The 16,326-nt window shown below is 59.8% G+C and carries 14 protein-coding genes and 1 pseudogene; 10 read left to right on the top strand and 5 right to left on the bottom strand.

Annotated elements, in window-relative coordinates; translation table 11 throughout:
- The first annotated feature begins 3 nt into the window (after nucleotides 1-3).
- From ACQUTG_RS08580 to murB, 7 genes are read left to right on the top strand one after another with little or no spacing between them, the layout of a single operon-like run.
- Nucleotides 4-432, top strand: coding sequence for an ExbD/TolR family protein (locus ACQUTG_RS08580; protein WP_428918999.1), 429 nt, complete (start codon nucleotides 4-6; stop codon nucleotides 430-432).
- Entirely contained in the window at nucleotides 419-2,197 is a 1,779-nt protein-coding gene (msbA, locus tag ACQUTG_RS08575; RefSeq protein ID WP_428918998.1) for a lipid A export permease/ATP-binding protein MsbA, read from the top strand. Before ACQUTG_RS08580 ends, msbA begins: the two co-directional genes overlap by 14 nt.
- Entirely contained in the window at nucleotides 2,194-3,252 is a 1,059-nt protein-coding gene (gene lpxK, locus ACQUTG_RS08570) for a tetraacyldisaccharide 4'-kinase (RefSeq protein ID WP_428918997.1), read from the top strand. The genes msbA and lpxK overlap by 4 nt, the downstream gene beginning before the upstream one ends.
- Nucleotides 3,245-3,433 carry a Trm112 family protein gene (locus ACQUTG_RS08565; RefSeq protein WP_091999861.1) on the top strand — a complete coding sequence of 63 codons (189 nt, stop codon included), beginning with the start codon at nucleotides 3,245-3,247 and terminating at the stop codon, nucleotides 3,431-3,433. The genes lpxK and ACQUTG_RS08565 overlap by 8 nt, the downstream gene beginning before the upstream one ends.
- Nucleotides 3,434-3,456: 23 nt before the next feature.
- Complete coding sequence (kdsB, locus tag ACQUTG_RS08560) at nucleotides 3,457-4,245, top strand: 3-deoxy-manno-octulosonate cytidylyltransferase (RefSeq protein WP_428918996.1); 789 nt, start codon at nucleotides 3,457-3,459, stop codon at nucleotides 4,243-4,245.
- A gap of 2 nt (nucleotides 4,246-4,247) precedes the next feature.
- Nucleotides 4,248-4,727: a low molecular weight protein-tyrosine-phosphatase gene (locus tag ACQUTG_RS08555; RefSeq protein WP_428918995.1), complete on the top strand. Its 480-nt coding sequence runs from the start codon at nucleotides 4,248-4,250 to the stop codon at nucleotides 4,725-4,727.
- Nucleotides 4,724-5,773, top strand: a complete 1,050-nt coding sequence (gene murB, locus ACQUTG_RS08550; RefSeq protein ID WP_428918994.1) for a UDP-N-acetylmuramate dehydrogenase — start codon at nucleotides 4,724-4,726, stop codon at nucleotides 5,771-5,773. The genes ACQUTG_RS08555 and murB overlap by 4 nt, the downstream gene beginning before the upstream one ends.
- 21 nt (nucleotides 5,774-5,794) lie before the next feature.
- Here the strand turns inward: murB and ACQUTG_RS08545 are convergent, their stop codons facing one another.
- Complete coding sequence (locus ACQUTG_RS08545; RefSeq protein ID WP_428918993.1) at nucleotides 5,795-7,528, bottom strand: proline--tRNA ligase; 1,734 nt, start codon at nucleotides 7,526-7,528, stop codon at nucleotides 5,795-5,797.
- A 126-nt stretch (nucleotides 7,529-7,654) separates the two neighbouring features.
- On the opposite strand from ACQUTG_RS08545, the gene ACQUTG_RS08540 reads away from it, so the two are divergent.
- Complete coding sequence (locus tag ACQUTG_RS08540; RefSeq protein WP_428918992.1) at nucleotides 7,655-8,269, top strand: TetR/AcrR family transcriptional regulator; 615 nt, start codon at nucleotides 7,655-7,657, stop codon at nucleotides 8,267-8,269.
- Nucleotide 8,270: 1 nt separating this feature from the next.
- Here ACQUTG_RS08540 and ACQUTG_RS08535 read toward each other — a convergent pair whose 3' ends face one another.
- A complete protein-coding gene (locus tag ACQUTG_RS08535; RefSeq protein WP_428918991.1) occupies nucleotides 8,271-8,768 on the bottom strand; it encodes an Lrp/AsnC family transcriptional regulator in 498 nt (165 codons plus the stop codon).
- 145 nt (nucleotides 8,769-8,913) lie between these two features.
- On the opposite strand from ACQUTG_RS08535, the gene leuA reads away from it, so the two are divergent.
- Nucleotides 8,914-10,608 carry a 2-isopropylmalate synthase gene (gene leuA / locus ACQUTG_RS08530; protein ID WP_428918990.1) on the top strand — a complete coding sequence of 565 codons (1,695 nt, stop codon included), beginning with the start codon at nucleotides 8,914-8,916 and terminating at the stop codon, nucleotides 10,606-10,608.
- 95 nt (nucleotides 10,609-10,703) lie between these two features.
- Here the strand turns inward: leuA and ACQUTG_RS08525 are convergent, their stop codons facing one another.
- The 3 genes and pseudogenes from ACQUTG_RS08525 to xseA all read right to left on the bottom strand — a co-directional run bounded on the left by ACQUTG_RS08525 (nucleotide 10,704) and on the right by xseA (nucleotide 14,539).
- A complete protein-coding gene (locus tag ACQUTG_RS08525; RefSeq protein ID WP_008169155.1) occupies nucleotides 10,704-10,913 on the bottom strand; it encodes a cold-shock protein in 210 nt (69 codons plus the stop codon).
- A 314-nt stretch (nucleotides 10,914-11,227) separates the two neighbouring features.
- Nucleotides 11,228-13,123, bottom strand: a pseudogene (locus tag ACQUTG_RS08520) (propionyl-CoA synthetase); the annotation flags it as partial.
- 96 nt (nucleotides 13,124-13,219) lie between these two features.
- On the bottom strand, nucleotides 13,220-14,539 hold the full coding sequence (gene xseA / locus ACQUTG_RS08515; protein WP_428919260.1) for an exodeoxyribonuclease VII large subunit: 1,320 nt from the start codon (nucleotides 14,537-14,539) through the stop codon (nucleotides 13,220-13,222).
- Between the two features lie 285 nt (nucleotides 14,540-14,824).
- On the opposite strand from xseA, the gene guaB reads away from it, so the two are divergent.
- The gene (guaB, locus tag ACQUTG_RS08510; protein ID WP_428918989.1) at nucleotides 14,825-16,288 is read left to right on the top strand and encodes an IMP dehydrogenase; all 1,464 of its coding nucleotides are present in this window, start codon (nucleotides 14,825-14,827) and stop codon (nucleotides 16,286-16,288) included.
- Nucleotides 16,289-16,326: the final 38 nt, after the last annotated feature.

Genomic DNA, 16,326 nt, shown 5'->3' with positions numbered 1-16,326 from the left:
ACCGTGAAGTTCAAGCGCCAGAGAAGCCAGGAAGTCGGCGTCGACCTGACCCCGTTGATCGATGTGGTGTTCCTGCTGCTGATTTTCTTTATGGTATCCACCACCTTCACCCGTGAAAGCCATTTGCAGGTCGAGCTGCCCGAGGCCAGCGGCGAGCCAGCCAAGCCGGCCGAGGTAAAGCAGATTGATGTGGTGATCAACGCTGAGGGGCAGTACATCCTCAATGACCGCACCCTGGTCAACAACCGGCGGGAGACCCTTGAGCGGGGTGTGCGTGAGTTGGCCGAAGGTGATAATTCCCTGCCATTTATCATTACCGCCGATGCCCGCACACCACACGAGTATGTGGTTCGCGCCATGGACGTTGCCGGCCGCCTGGGTTTTGCCAAGTTGAGCATAACCACGGAGCGGGAGACCGATGCTGGTGAATAATCCGGAACCTGCTGCACCAGCCGCCCTGGACAAGGGCAGCTGGGAGACCTACAAGCGTCTGCTGTCCTATGCCCGGCCGTTCTGGATTGCCTTTTCCCTGGCGGTCATTGGCAACGTCATCTACGCGGCTGCGTCCACTGGCATGGCGGCGGCCATGGAATACGTCATCACGGCCATCGAAAATCCCACCGACCAGAACCGATTGTTGCTGACACTGCTGATTGTGGGAGTGTTTGCGTCCCGGGGTCTTGGCACCTACATGAGTACCTACTTCATCGGTTACGTCGGCCGCCATGTGATCAATTCCCTGCGCCGGGACCTGTTCGAACGGCTCATGGCATTGCCGTCCCGATATTTTGATGACAACGCGTCAGGGCGGTTGGTGTCGAAGCTGACCTTCAACGTCGAGCAGGTGGCCGAGGCGACCACTAACGCGGTAACCACGGCCTTGCGCGAGGGTCTGACGGTGATCGGCCTGCTCGGTTTCATGCTGTACACCAACTGGAAACTGACCCTGCTGTTCCTCACCGTGGGCCCGATCATCGGGGCGGTGGTGAGCTACGCCAGCAAGCGTTTCCGCAAGATCAGCAAACGTATCCAGGGCTCCATGGGCGATATCACCCACGTGGCCTCTGAGTCGATTACCGGTTACCGGGTTGTCCGTACCTTCGGCGGCGAAGGCTATGAAAGGGAGCGTTTCCGCACCGTCAATGACCAGAACCTTAAGCAGAGTCTGAAAATGGCGGCTACCCAGGCGATCAGCGTGCCGGTGATCCAGGTGCTGGTGGCGATCGCGATAGCGGCGCTGGTCTGGATGATGCTTGCTCCCGAAATCCGGGGCGAAATGACCACCGGCCAGTTGGTGGCCTTCCTGACCGCGGCAACCACCATGGCCAAACCCATCCGCCAGATCACCAACATTCACGCCAAGATCCAGAAGGGCGTGGCTGCGGCTCATGATGTGTTCGAAACCATTGATGAACAGCCGGAGGAGGATCCGGGGACCTACGCACCGGATCGCGTTGCGGGGGATATCCGTTTCGACGATGTTTCCTTCCGGTACCGGGACCAGCTCGATAATGTCCTCGAGGGTATTTCCCTCACCATTCCGGCAGGCCAGAGTGTAGCCCTTGTGGGCCGCTCGGGTAGTGGCAAGTCGACCCTGGTCAGTCTGTTGCCCAGATTCTATGAGTTTACCGGTGGTGATATCCGCATCGATGACCATTCCCTGCGGGAGTATTCGCTCACGGCACTGCGCGCCCAGATTGCGCTGGTGACCCAGAACGTGGTTCTGTTCAACGACTCCATCGCCGCCAATATAGCCTATGGTGCCTTGAGGCATTGTAGCCGGGAGGAAATCCGGGCGGCGGCGGACAAGGCTCATGCCCTGGAGTTTATCGACCGGATGCCGGAAGGACTCGATACCATGATCGGCGACAACGGCGTAATGCTGTCCGGCGGCCAGCGCCAGCGGCTCGCGATAGCCCGAGCCCTGTTGAAGGATGCGCCGATCCTGATCCTGGACGAGGCGACCTCAGCGCTTGATACTGAATCTGAACGCCATATCCAGGAGGCCCTTGAAACTGTCATGCAAGGTCGAACAACTCTGGTGATTGCCCACCGTTTGTCCACCATCGAGAAGGCGGACCGTATCCTGGTGATGGAGAAGGGCCGGATCGTCGAATCCGGACGCCACGAGGAGTTGTTGTTGACCGGCGGCGCCTACGCCCAGCTACATCAGATGCAGTTCAGTGAGCATTCATGACTTCCCTGGTCGACCGGGTCTGGTATGGCAAGGGCCGGCCGCTTGGATGGCTGGCCCCGCTGGCCTGGCTCTATCGCACCATCGCTGATTCCCGTCGCCGCAAGGCCTGGGACCTTCGTGATGAACCGCTGCCGGTTCCGGTGGTGGTGGTTGGCAACATTACCGCCGGTGGCACCGGTAAATCCCCGCTGACGGCCCGGCTGGTCAAGGAAATGTCCGCCAGCGGCTGGCGGCCGGTGATTCTCAGCCGCGGGTATGGTGGCAAGTCCGCCCACTACCCGCTGGTGGTCGACGGTGACAGCGATCCGTCAGTGGCCGGTGATGAACCGGTGATGCTGGCACAGGCAACCGGCGTTCCGGTGGTGGTGGATCCCCAGCGCCGCCGAGGAGCCGCGTTTGCTGTTTCCCGGTATTTGGGCAATGTCCTGATCTGTGACGACGGCCTCCAGCACTATGCTCTGCCAAGGGATATCGAGCTGGCAGTTTTCGACGCCAGCCGTGGTATCGGTAATGGTGGCTTGATTCCGGTCGGTCCTCTTCGGGAGCCCGTTTCAAGGCTTTCGAGTGTCGATTTTGTGGTGGTTAATGGTGCCATTGCCGAAGAGGCCGAGGACCGGCTCGATAACTTCGAGGGTGTTGAGCATCCGGATATCTTTCCCATGCGGCTGCTCCCTTCCTCCCTGGTTCAGGTGGCTACGGGGCATCAGGTGTCGCTGGCCGAAATTGCCGGGCGAAAGGTTCATGGTATTGCCGGTATTGGCAATCCCGCGCGATTTTTCGCCACGCTCAGGCAGCTTGGTGCCCAGGTCCGGGAAACGCCTTTCCCGGACCACCACCGTTTCAGGATTCGCGATTTGTCGGCAGAGCCGGGCGAGTGGCTGGTGATGACCGCGAAGGACGCCGTAAAATGCCGGAAGTTTGCACCGGATAATGCCTGGTACCTTGCGGTGGAGGCGGAGTTGCCGGACAGCTTTATCGAAGCGTTTCTCCATCGGCTTGAGGAATGCTCGCAACAGTTGAACGAATCAAACCAGAAGAGAACGGACCATGGATAAAAAGCTGATTGCCATGCTGGCCTGCCCGGTCTGCAAGGGTGACCTCAAGCTCAACAAAGAGAAAACCGAGCTGATCTGTTACCAGGATGCCATGGCGTTTCCGATCCGGGAGGGAATCCCGGTCATGCTGGCCAGCGAGGCCCGGACCCTGAGCACCGACGAACGTCTCGAAAAGCACTGACCCCATCTGGTAAGGGAGAGAGCATGTCCTTCACCGTTGTGATTCCTGCCCGCTATGCCTCCAGCCGCCTGCCTGGCAAACCGCTGGCGGATATTGCCGGCAAGCCGATGATTCGCCATGTGTGTGAGCGTGCGGCCGAAAGTCGCGCTTCCCGTGTGGTTGTGGCCACCGACGACCGACGGATTCAGGAAGCCTGCGAAAGCTTTGGGGCGGAAGTGGTAATGACCTCCCCCGACCATGCCAGTGGCACCGACCGGCTCGAAGAGGTGGCGCGCAAGCTGGAGCTTGACCCGGATCACAGGGTGGTGAATGTCCAGGGCGATGAGCCCCTGATTCCGCCCGCTTTGATCAACCAGGTGGCAGAAAATCTCGAGCGATACCCGGAGACCTCGATTGCCACCCTGTGTGAGCGCATCCATGATATCGGGCCGGTGTTCAATCCCAATGTGGTCAAAGTCGTCTTTGACCATCAGGGCATGGCCCACTATTTCAGCCGGGCGCCGATTCCCTGGGCACGGGATCACTGGCCCTCCGGTATGGATTCGGCCAGAGGGCTGGTGTCGCTGCCGGACGGTGTTGGCTATTTCCGGCACATCGGCATCTATGGCTACCGGGCCAGTGTGCTGAGCGAATTTGTATCCTGGGCGCCGGCGCCGACCGAGCGGGTGGAATCTCTCGAGCAGCTGCGGGCGCTCTACAACGGCGCCCGGATCCACGTAGACATTGCCGCGCAGAATCCGCCTCCCGGTGTGGACACCGAAGAGGATCTTGAACGTGTCCGTGCGTGGCTGATAACGAAACAGGAGAGATGAGCATGAGCAATGGTGTTCGGGTTCTGTTTGTCTGCCTTGGAAACATCTGCCGTTCTCCCAGCGCCGAGGGCGTTTTTCGTTCTCTGGTGGAGGAGGTCGGGCTGTCGGATCGGATCCACATCGATTCCTGCGGCACCGGCGGCTGGCATGTCGGCAAGTCACCTGATTCCAGGGCTATGGAAGCAGCTCGCAAACGAGGCATTGATATCAGTGATCTCAGGGCGCGCCAGATTATCGAGACCGACCTGGATGAGTTTGACTATGTATTGGTTATGGATCGCCAGAACCTGGCGGATGTGAAGGATATCTGGCACCAGAATGGCGGTACCGCGCCGGAGCTGTTCCTGTCGTATGGCACGTCCCGCCACGAGGAGGTGCCCGACCCCTATTACGGTGGCGAGGATGGCTTCGAGCTTGTGCTGGACCTCATCCACGAGGCCGGTCAGGGACTCCTTGATGAAATTCGGGGGCGCCTGCGTTGAAGGATCGGGTGTCCGTTCAGGAGCGGGTTGATCTGCAGGCGTTCAATACCCTGCAGGTCCCGGCCACAGCCAGGTATTTCCTTGAGTTGCGGGAGTCGGAGCTGCTGGAGGATGCCCTTGCGTGGGCACGGGAGCGAGGTCTGGACACCCTGTTTCTCGGCGGTGGCAGCAACCTGGTGTTTGCCGGTGATTTCCCGGGATTGGTGGTGCATATGGCAATTCGCGGCCGCCACTGGGAGCAGATCGAGGGTGACGAGGCCACCCTGGTTCTGGGTGCCGGGGAGAACTGGCATGAAGCCGTGCTCTACGCGACAAAGTCCGGCTACCGGGGCATTGAGAACCTGGCCCTGATTCCGGGTACGGCGGGCGCCGCCCCGGTCCAGAATATAGGCGCCTACGGGGTGGAACTCTGTGACACTCTGGTGTCGGTAACCGCATTTGACCGCGAGACCGGCAAGTGGCTTCGTCTGGCCAATGACCAGTGCGGTTTTGGTTATCGCGACAGCCTGTTCAAGCGCAAATCCGGCCGTTATGTGATCACCGAGATACGGCTGCGGCTGTCACGCAGCAAACCCCTCCAGTTGGGCTACCGCGACCTGGAAGAGTACCTTGCCAGTCTTCCCGACCGGGAGCCGGCCGCCCTGACGATCGCTGAAGCGGTGATGGCGATTCGCCGACGCAAACTCCCCGATCCCCAGCAGATCCCCAATGCCGGCAGCTTTTTCAAGAACCCGGTGGTGACGGAGGCGGACTACTGTCGGCTCAAGGAGCAATACCCGGAGATCCCGGCGTATCCCCAGGCCCAGGGGGTCAAGGTTGCCGCGGCCTGGCTGATCGACCAGTGTGGCTGGAAAGGTTACCGGGACCGGCGGGTAGGGGTGCACAACCGGCAGGCTCTGGTTCTGATCAATCATGCGGACGGCAGTGGCCGGGATATTCTGGAGCTGGCGGCCCGGATACGGGAGTCGGTGCGGAAACGGTTTGGAGTGATCCTGGAGATGGAGCCCGGCGTGGTAGGCGGTGCCGGGCTCCCTTCGATAGCTTGAGTCCGCTCGGGACGGCCGCGCTCAGAGCCCCTTGCGCGGCGAAGCGTTAATCAGGAAGGGCAGGGCTTCGGCTACCGGGATATCCTGCTTTTCTTCATCCCTGCGGCCCTTGTACTCCAGGGTGCCTGCAGACAGACCCCGATCGGAGACCACGAAACGGTGGGGAATGCCGATCAGTTCCATGTCCGCGAATTTCACTCCGGGGCGTTCATTGCGGTCATCCAGCAGGACATCGAAGCCTGCCTGGCGCAACTGCTCGTAAAGCTTTTCTCCGGCCTCGGCTACGGTCGGAGACTTGTGAGCGTTCAGGGTGACGATGGCCACCTCAAAAGGCGCAATGGCATCAGGCCAGATGATGCCCTTGTCGTCATGGTTCTGCTCGATGGACGCAGCCACGATCCGGGACACACCAACGCCATAGCAACCCATTTCCATGACCACGCTCTTGCCGTGCTCATCCAGCACAGTAGCGTTCATCGCCTTGCTGTACTTGTTGCCCAGCTTGAAGATGTGGCCCACCTCGATTCCGCGGCGGATCTCCAGGGCGCCCTTGCCGTCCGGGCTCGGATCGCCCTCGACCACATTGCGAAGATCTTCAACCCGTCCCGGATGGACGTCCCGCTCCCAGTTAACGCCGGTCAGGTGATAATCGTCCCGGTTGGCGCCGCAGACGAAGTCCGCCAGGTGAGCGGCACTGCGGTCGACAATAGTGGGCACCGGCAGGTTTACGGGGCCGATGGAGCCGGGCTCGCAGCCTGTCGCGCTCTTGATTTCCTCGTCGGTCGCCATGGTCAGTGGCTCGGCGATCCCTTCAAGGTTTTCAGCCTTGATCTCGTTCAGGGTATGGTCGCCGCGCAGGATCAGCGCAACCAGTCCGGCCTCGCCATTCTCGTCCCCTTCGGCCTTCACCAACAGGGTCTTCACGGTCCGGGTGGTGTCGATACCGAGGAATTCGGCAATGGCATCGATGGTGCGCTGGCCGGGGGTGTGGACTTCTTTCATCTCCTCGGCCGGCGCGGGACGCTCGCCGGAAGGTGCAACGGCTTCTGCCTTCTCAATGTTGGCGGCGTAGTCACTGTCGGTGCTGAACACGATGTCATCCTCACCGGAGGAAGCCAGCACGTGGAATTCGTGGGAAGCGCTGCCACCGATGGCGCCCGAGTCGGCCTGTACCGGGCGATAGTCCAGCCCCAGACGGTCGAAGATGTTGCAGTAGGTGCGGTGCATGACCTGATAGGTTTCGTTCAGGGATTCCGCATCCAGATGGAAGGAGTAGGCGTCCTTCATGATGAACTCGCGGGCACGCATGACGCCAAACCGGGGACGGCGTTCATCCCGGAACTTGGTCTGGATCTGGTAGAAATTGGCCGGCAGTTCCTTATAGCTCTTGAGCTCATTGCGGATCAGGTCGGTAATGACTTCCTCGTGGGTCGGGCCAAAGCAGAAGTCCCGGCCATGGCGGTCGTTCATGCGTAGCAGTTCGCCACCGTACTGGGTCCAGCGGCCGGATTCCTGCCAGAGTTCAGCCGGCTGTACCGCTGGCATCAGAACTTCCTGGGCACCGCTCTTGTCCATCTCTTCACGAACAATCCGCTCGACCTTGCGCAGGGTGCGGAGCCCCATCGGCAGCCAGGTATACAGGCCCGCTGCGAGCTTGCGGATCATACCGGCACGTAACATCAGCTGGTGGCTGATAATCTCGGCGTCAGCGGGGGTCTCTTTCTGGGTCGCTATCAGGTAACGGCTTGCTCGCATTGTCTCTTCCGTATGGCTTGAATCAGAATGGTTAGACTAATGGACAGGCGGATCCTCGCCGCCGGCGTCTTATTATGTCGTAAAGTGGTGGTTATTGTACGGAGCCAGCCTGACAAGGTACAGATGATGACTGATGAAACTGTTGATGTTGCCCCTCGCCGCCAGCCTGTCCAGGCCCGGAGTCGTGAGCGGGTAAACACCATCCTGTCGCATGCCGCGGCGATATTTGACGAAGTCGGTGTCGATGCCACCAGCATGTCCGCCATTGCCCGGCAATCGGGTATGTCCCTGGCCTCGCTCTACCGGTACTTTCCCAACAAGGCAGCGATTGTTCACGCCATTGCCGAACAGCATGTGGAAAAGATGGAGAAGGCCCTGCGCAAGCATCTGCCGGAGCTGGGCCTGATCGAGGCGGTGGACATTCTTATCGACCAGTTCTACGAGTTCTACCGGACCGAGCCAGCCTATTCCGCCATCTGGAGTGGTGTCGAGGCGATGCCCGAGTTGCGGGAGCTGGACCTGAGGGAACTTTATAGCAACGCCCAGGATCTGGATGCCCGGCTGAAAGAGGAGTGCCCCCATATTCCCGACACCCGTCGATGGACGGCGAGCCTTCTGTTGCCCCGTTCGGCCGGCAACATTCTTCGCCTGGCGGTTACCCTGCCCGAAGATCAGGGCCGTCAGCTGGTGGAGGAGCTCAAATGCATGGCCGGTGCTTACGTCCGGGAACTGATTCGCTGACTCAGGACAGGTAACCCAGGGGCAGGGCGGTGCTGTCTATAACCCGCCTGAGAACGAAGCTGGAGTGGACGCCACTGACCCCCTGGATCCGGGTTATGTGGTTCAGCAGGAAGTGGTGGTAATGGTCCATATCCGGGACCACCACCTTGAGCATGTAGTCGGCGTCCTGCCCGGTGATCAGATAGCACTCCTGGACTTCCGGGTAACCGGCGACCTTTTCTTCAAAGGCTGCAAAGCGTTCCGGGGTGTGCCGATCCATGCCGATCAGGATGATGGCCGTCAAGGAAAGCCCCAGCTTTTTGTGGTCCAGAATCGTGGCCCGGCCAAGGATGACACCTGCGTCCTCAAGCGCCTTTACCCGTCTCAGGCAGGGGGAGGGGGAAAGTCCTACCTTTTCCGCCAGTTCCTGGTTGGTCAGTGAGCCGTCTTTCTGGAGTTCTTCCAGGATCCGCCGGTCGGTTTTATCAATTTTTACGAGTTCTTTGGATTGCTTGAGCATAATATTGCGCCCTGAATTTCCTTAGGGGTTGTTTATGCTTCAATTTAGCCATTCGAAGCCTGAAATAGCAATCAAATTTCCTCCGGGCTGAGTTAGCATAGTAACTAAATCAGGTACTCCACCGGCAATCGAAAGGAACCCTTCCATGGCTTTTGATCATCGCAAATATATGGCATTCAAGCCGATCGCCAAGACCGACCGTCGCTGGCCGGACAAGGTGATCGAAAAGGCTCCCACCTGGTGTGCTGTAGACCTGCGGGACGGCAACCAGGCGCTGGTCAAGCCCATGTCTGTTGCCCAGAAGCAGCGATTGTTCGATTTGCTGGTCAAGCTCGGCTTCAAGGAAATCGAGATCGGTTTTCCGGCGGCCAGTCAGCCGGACTTTGATTTCTGCCGCAAACTGATTGAGGAAAACCGGATTCCTGACGACGTCAAGATCCAGGTTCTGACCCAGGCGCGCCCGGAGCTGATCGAGCGCACCTACCAGGCTCTGGAGGGTACCAGGCGCGCCATCGTGCATGTCTATAATTCCACCTCCACGGTCCAGCGCGAGCAGGTGTTCGGACTGGATCGGGACGGTATCCGGGACATCGCCGTCAATGGCGCGAAGCTGGTGAAGGACATTGCAACCCGCTATCCGGATACGGACTGGACCTTCCAGTATTCCCCGGAGAGCTTTACCGGAACCGAGTTGGACTTTGCCGCGGAGGTCATCGATGCGGTCACCGAGGTGTGGCGCCCGGATCAGGGCCAGCCGGTGATCATCAACCTGCCGGCGACCGTGGAAATGGCGACTCCGAATGTCTTTGCCGACCAGATCGAGTGGATCTGTGACAACATCAATCGCCGGGAGCACATCAGCATCAGTGTTCACACCCACAACGACCGCGGTTGTGCCGTGGCCGCTGCCGAACTGGCAGTGATGGCGGGTGCCGATCGCGTCGAGGGTACTCTGATGGGTAACGGAGAGCGTACCGGCAATATGGATCTGGTCACCATGGCCATGAACCTGTATTCCCAGGGCGTCGACCCCACGCTGGACCTGTCCGGTATGGCAGAAATCACCGAAGTGGTCGAAGCCTGCACGGAAATTTCCACGCACCCGCGCCATCCCTATGCCGGCGAACTGGTATTCACCGCCTTCTCGGGCAGTCACCAGGATGCGATTCGCAAGTGCCTGGCTCGTCGCAGGGAGGGCGATGTCTGGAGCGTTGCCTATCTGCCCATTGATCCGTTTGATGTGGGACGGCGCTACGAAGAAGTGGTTCGCATCAACAGCCAGTCCGGCAAGGGCGGCGTTGCCTACGTGCTCGAGCGGGACTACGACATCAGTCTGCCCCGGTGGCTGCAGATCGAATTCAGCAAAGTGGTCCAGCGCGAGGCGGAGACCGAGGGTGGAGAAATCGACTCACACACCATCCATCGCCTGTTCGAGGACCGGTACCTGAAGGTGCATACCGATTGGGAACTGCGCTCCTATGACCTGCATCGGGATGACGAAGGGGTGCGTGCCGACGTGGTCGTGGGCTCTCATGCCTCCCCTGTTCGACTGGAAGGTCGTGGTCTGGGCGCAGTAGAGGCGGTCTCCGAGGCCCTCGAAAACCGCTTCGGTATTTCCATTGGGGTCGAGGCTTATGATGAGTTCGCGCTGGGCGAGGGGACCAATGCCAATGCCCTGGCATGTATCCGCCTGACGGTGAATGGTCAGCACTGCAGCGCCGCGGCTCTCGCCGAGGACACGACGTCAGCCACTCTGCAGGCGCTGTTCTCTGCCGTCGCCCAGGCTGTCGGTACCGATATGCCCTCCACGGAAAAGACCGCCGAGATGGCTGACGCCTGAGGAAAGAAATCGAAGGTAAAAAATAAGCCGGCATGATGCCGGCTTATTACGTTTCCAATGCCCGTGAGGGGCAAGGAACGGTCCACTTAACCCGGTTACACCGGCGTTACGTTTTCCGCCTGCGGGCCTTTCGGGCCCTGAGTTACGGTGAACTGCACCTGCTGACCTTCGGTCAGGGTGCGGAAACCGGAAGCGTTGATTGCACTGTAGTGAACAAATACGTCACTGCCACCGTCCTGAGCGATAAAGCCAAAGCCCTTGGACTCGTTGAACCACTTCACGTGGCCGGTTTTTGTATCGGACATTGATCTTTCCTGTCTTTCTAAAATTTGCCCTCACGGGACCTTCGAATTCCTTATGGAACTGTGCTGAGAAATCCAGAGAGTACTGAGAGAAGGGGCAACGAAAAGCACGGAGGCACGACGTTGTAACGCATTCACTAAATACCGCTGTTTTTTCACAGCAATTTCAGTATAGACCGAGTTTCGGGAGCGTCAACGCTTTTTTTGAAGCTTTTATTCGTATTAAAAACAAGGATTTGACAGGAAAGTGACAGGCGGAGAGGTATCGCGGCCGGCCGATTTCAGCTGGCCGGCCACGATGGTTGCGAGCACGATGCTCAGGAGCGGAACTGTTGGCTGATCTCTTCCAGGATGGCCGGATCATCAATGGTGCTGGGTACCGTGTACTCCTCACCATCGGCGATCTGGCGGATCACCCGGCGTAGAATCTTGCCGGACCGGGTCTTGGGCAGCCGCTCGACCACCATTGCCCGGCGGAAGCAGGCAATGGCACCGATCTTGTCGCGCACCATTTCAACCAGTTCTTCTTCCAGCTCATCGTGATCGATGGTGGCTCCGTCCTTGATCAGTACCAGGCCAATTGGTACCTGGCCCTTCAGCTCATCATGGGCACCCACCACGCAGCACTCGGCCACGGCCGGATGGGATGCCACTACTTCTTCCATTTCGCCGGTGGAAAGCCGGTGGCCCGCCACGTTGATGACGTCGTCGGTCCGGCCCATGATGAACACGTAGCCGTCATCATCGATGAAGCCGCCGTCACCGGAGCTGTAGTAGCCCTTGATCGGATCCAGGTAGGTCTTGCGGAAACGTTCATCATCACCCCAGACCGTCATCATGCAGCCCGGCGGCAGCGGCAGCTTGACCGCGACCTGGCCCTGCTCCCCGGAGGGAACCTGGCTGCCATTCATGTCCACAACCTGAACGTTGTAGCCAGGAGAGGGCACGGTGGCAGAGCCGGGTTTGGTTTCCATCATTTCGATACCCACCGGGTTACAGCAGATGGCCCAGCCGGTTTCGGTCTGCCACCAGTGATCAAGGATGGGAAGGCCCGTGTGCTCTTTCAGCCACTCGTAGGTTGGTGGGTCCAGTCGCTCGCCCGCCAGGAAGAGCCGCTTCAGGGAGCTGACGTCGTACTTGTTCAGCTCGTCCGCCTCGGGGTCTTCCTTGCGCACTGCACGGAATGCCGTCGGCGCGGTGAACAGCAGGTCCACCCCATGGTCCTGCACTACCCGCCAGAAAGCGCCGGCATCCGGGGTTTTTACCGGCTTTCCCTCGTACAGGATGGTGGTGCAGCCGGCAAACAGAGGCCCGTAGACGATGTAGCTATGACCCACGACCCAGCCCACATCGGAGGCGGCCCAGTAGACATCCCCGGGGTTGGCGTCGTACACCAGCTTCATGCTGTATTTGAGGGCGACGGCATGGCCGCCGTTGTCCCGGACCACGCCCTTGGGTTTACCGGTGGTGCCGGAGGTATACAGGATGTAAAGGGGATCCGTTGATTTGACGGGTACCGGGTCGGCCGGTTCGGCGCCCGCCATAACGGCTTCCCAGTCAACGTCGCGGCCATCCTGCATGTCAGCCCGGGCCTGCGGACGCTGATACACCACGCACAGGTCCGGCTTGTGGCTGGACTGCTCGATGGCCTTGTCAACCAGCGGCTTGTATTCGATAACCCGGTTGACCTCGATGCCGCAGGAGGCGGTGATCAGGGCCTTGGGTTCTGCGTCTTCAATGCGCACCGCCAGCTCGTGGGCGGCAAAGCCGCCGAAGACCACAGAGTGAATGGCGCCGATGCGGGCACAGCCCAGCATGGCCACGACGGCCTGGGGGATCATCGGCATGTAGATGATGACCCGGTCACCCTTGGTGACGCCTTTCGCTTTCAGGGCGCCTGCAAACCGGGCAACCTCGGCGGTGAGTTCGTTGTATGTCCAGGATTGCTGAGTGTTGGTAACCGGGGAGTCGTAGATCAGAGCCTTCTGGTCACCCCGGCCAGCACGGATGTTCGCGTCCAGTGCTACGTCGCAGGTGTTGAGGACGCCATCAGGGAACCATTCGCCGTGGCCATTGTCCTTTGGCTGCCAGATGGTCTTCGGCGCTTCGATCCAGTCAATCTGGTTGGCATGCTCTTGCCAGAATTCGTCACGCTGGTCGATCGAGCGCCGGAATTCGGAATTGTAGTCCATAGATTCCACCTCTTGGTGCCTGTTGTTTTTGTGTTGTTTGTACGTATTGACTCAACTTTAGGCACTTTGAGTTTGTGGACTAGTAGACCATAGGCGTAGTAAGGCGGTTTCCGGGAGTTATTCCTGGCCTGATTTGACAGAGGTCACTTCGGCCTCGATCTCGCCTCTGGCTACCCTGGCCGAAATCCGGTCACCGGGTGAGAGGTTGTCTGCATCCCGGATGATGTCGCCGTCCGGGCCTCGGACAATGGCGTAGCCCCTGCCCAGGGTGGCGAGCGGGCTGACCACATTCAGGGTCTGGGCGTGATGTTCCATGCGCTCCCGTTGCTGCCGGATGGTCAGCCGGGTTGCTGCAAACAGTCGCTCCTCGATGCGGACGAGGGCTTCACGGCTGATGGTCAGCTGTTTCTGTGGGGACTGCATGGCCAGCCTCTGGGCGAGGTGTCCGGTGCGCACATCCCAGCGCTCCAGTTTCTGCTTTATTGCCTTACCTAACCGCAGTTCCAGGTCATCCATCCGCTGGGCCTTTTCCTGCAGCTCCCGGCGAGGATCCCGCAGCCGTGCGCTCAGGTGTTCCAGCTGTACCGACATCCGTTTGAGGGCCCGCCGTGCGGCATTGGCAAGTCGCAGCTCCTGTTCCGCGAGTTGCCTCAGCCACTGGCTCTGGTCCGGGGAGATCTTTTCCGCCGCGGCCGACGGGGTTGGTGCCCGGAGATCCGCCACGAAGTCAGCGATAGTGACATCCACTTCATGGCCGACGGCACTCACGGTCGGAATCCGGCAGGCGGCAATGGCCCGGGCGACCGCCTCCTCGTTGAAGCACCAGAGATCCTCGAGGGAGCCACCGCCACGCCCGATGATCAGGACATCCGCAACACCATGGCTCTGGGCCTGCTCGATGGCCCGGACAATATCGTTAGTCGCGGCCTTGCCCTGGACGGCGGTCGGGTAGAGAGTGACCGGGATGGCCGGGCATCGGCGTGAAAGCACCGTCAGGATGTCATGGATGGCGGCGCCGGTCGGGGAGGTGATCACCCCGATATGCCGGGGCAGGGCTGGAATCGGCTTCTTGCGGGCTGGGTCGAACAGTCCCTCGGCCTGGAGCTTGCGCTTGAGTTCCTCAAATGCCTGCTGCAGGGCGCCCAGTCCCGCCGGCTCGATGTGCTCGACAATGATCTGGAAGTCGCCCCGGCTTTCGTACAGTGTCACCTTGCCGCGGATGCGGAGCTGGTCTCCTTCCTTCGGGATGGCCCGGACCCGCTGATTGAAGCCCCGGAACATGGCGCACCGGACCTGGCATTTGCGGTCTTTCAGGGAGAAGTACCAGTGGCCGGAGGAGGGACGGGAGAAGCTGGACATCTCGCCTTCCACCCAGACCTGCATGAAACTGGATTCCAGCAGGTGCCTGGCCTGGTGATTGAGTTCGCTGACGCTCAGGGCCCGTGTCGGGCGAAGGCTGCCAGTATCACCGGAAAGGGGCTGGGAGTCCTGGAAGGAGGGAGTCAATGCCGTGCTCCATGGTTGGATTTATACGCAATACCCGAAAAATTTGAAGTAAAAATATCGGGAATTCAAAAAGATGCAACAAGACCTTAAAAATGGTGCGGTTTACTGTCCAGGGCCACCACTTTATAATAGATCGATTAAGGATTTTGCTTTGTCGCGCCGCTCAGGGCGCGGTACAGGATTTCCAAACTTAGCACGTTCAAAAGGCGGAGCCCAATGCTGCGAATTGCTGAAGAAGCCCTCACGTTTGATGATGTTCTGCTTGTTCCCGGATTCTCGGAAGTTCTTCCCCACCAGGTCAGTCTCCAGACCCAGCTGACCCGGAATATCACCCTGAACATTCCGCTGGTCTCGTCTGCCATGGATACGGTCACCGAAGCTGAGCTGGCCATCGCCATGGCCCAGGAAGGCGGCATCGGTATCATGCACAAGAACATGACTGTGGAGCAGCAGGCGGCTGCGGTTCGCAAGGTCAAGAAATTCGAGAGTGGCGTGGTGAAGGATCCGATCACCGTGTCGCCGGACACCACCGTGCGTGAACTGGTGGATATCACCATGGCCAATAATATCTCTGGCCTGCCGGTTGTCGATGGCCACGATCTGGTGGGTATCGTTACCGGTCGTGATATCCGCTTCGAAAGCCGCATGGACACCCTGGTGCGTGACATCATGACACCGAAGAACAAGCTGGTGACCGTCAAGGAAGGCGCCAGCCTCGAGGACGTGAAGGAACTGCTGCACCGCCATCGCATCGAGAAGGTGCTGGTGGTTAATGATGAGTTTGAACTGCGTGGCCTGATTACCGTCAAGGACATCCAGAAAGCCAAGGACTATCCACTGGCGTGCAAGGACGAGCAGGGTCGCCTGCGTGTTGGTGCCGCGGTCAGTACCGGTGGTGATACCGAAGCCCGGATTACTGCTCTGGCCGAGGCCGGCGTGGACGTGATTGTGGTCGATACCGCCCATGGCCACTCCAAGGGTGTTATCGAGCGTGTCCGTTGGGTCAAGCAGAACTTCCCCGAGGTCCAGGTTATCGGCGGCAATATTGCCACCTCCGACGCAGCCATTGCCCTGGCGGATGCCGGTGCGGACGCCGTGAAGGTCGGTATCGGTCCCGGTTCCATCTGTACCACGCGTATTGTTGCGGGCATCGGCGTACCCCAGATCTCTGCGGTATCCAACGTCGCGGCGGCGCTGAAGGACCGGGGCGTCCCCCTGATTGCTGACGGCGGTGTGCGTTTCTCCGGTGACATCGCCAAGGCGATCGCAGCCGGTGCGCACAGCGTAATGATCGGGAGCCTGCTGGCAGGTACCGACGAGGCTCCGGGTGAAGTGGAGCTGTTCCAGGGTCGGAGCTACAAGGCCTACCGTGGCATGGGCTCCATCGGCGCGATGGGGCAGGGCTCCAGTGACCGCTATTTCCAGGATGCCAGCAAGGGTATCGAAAAACTGGTGCCGGAGGGTATCGAAGGTCGTGTGGCATGCAAGGGCCCGATGCGTAACATTGTCCATCAGCTGATGGGCGGGCTGCGTGCCTCCATGGGCTATACCGGCAGCGCGACCATGGAAGAAATGCGCACCAAGCCGGAATTCGTGCGCATCACCAATGCGGGCATGCGTGAGAGCCACGTCCACGACGTGACCATCACCAAGGAAGCGCCCAACTACCGTATCGGTTAAGAATGACCCTAATGAACGCGGCCCCGGAACGGGCCGCG

It is taken from the genome of Marinobacter sp. DUT-1 (assembly GCF_050379415.1).
Lineage (GTDB): Bacteria > Pseudomonadota > Gammaproteobacteria > Pseudomonadales > Oleiphilaceae > Marinobacter.
The sequence above is the reverse complement of the archived record's forward strand: the minus strand, read 5'-3'. Positions and strand labels throughout refer to the sequence as shown.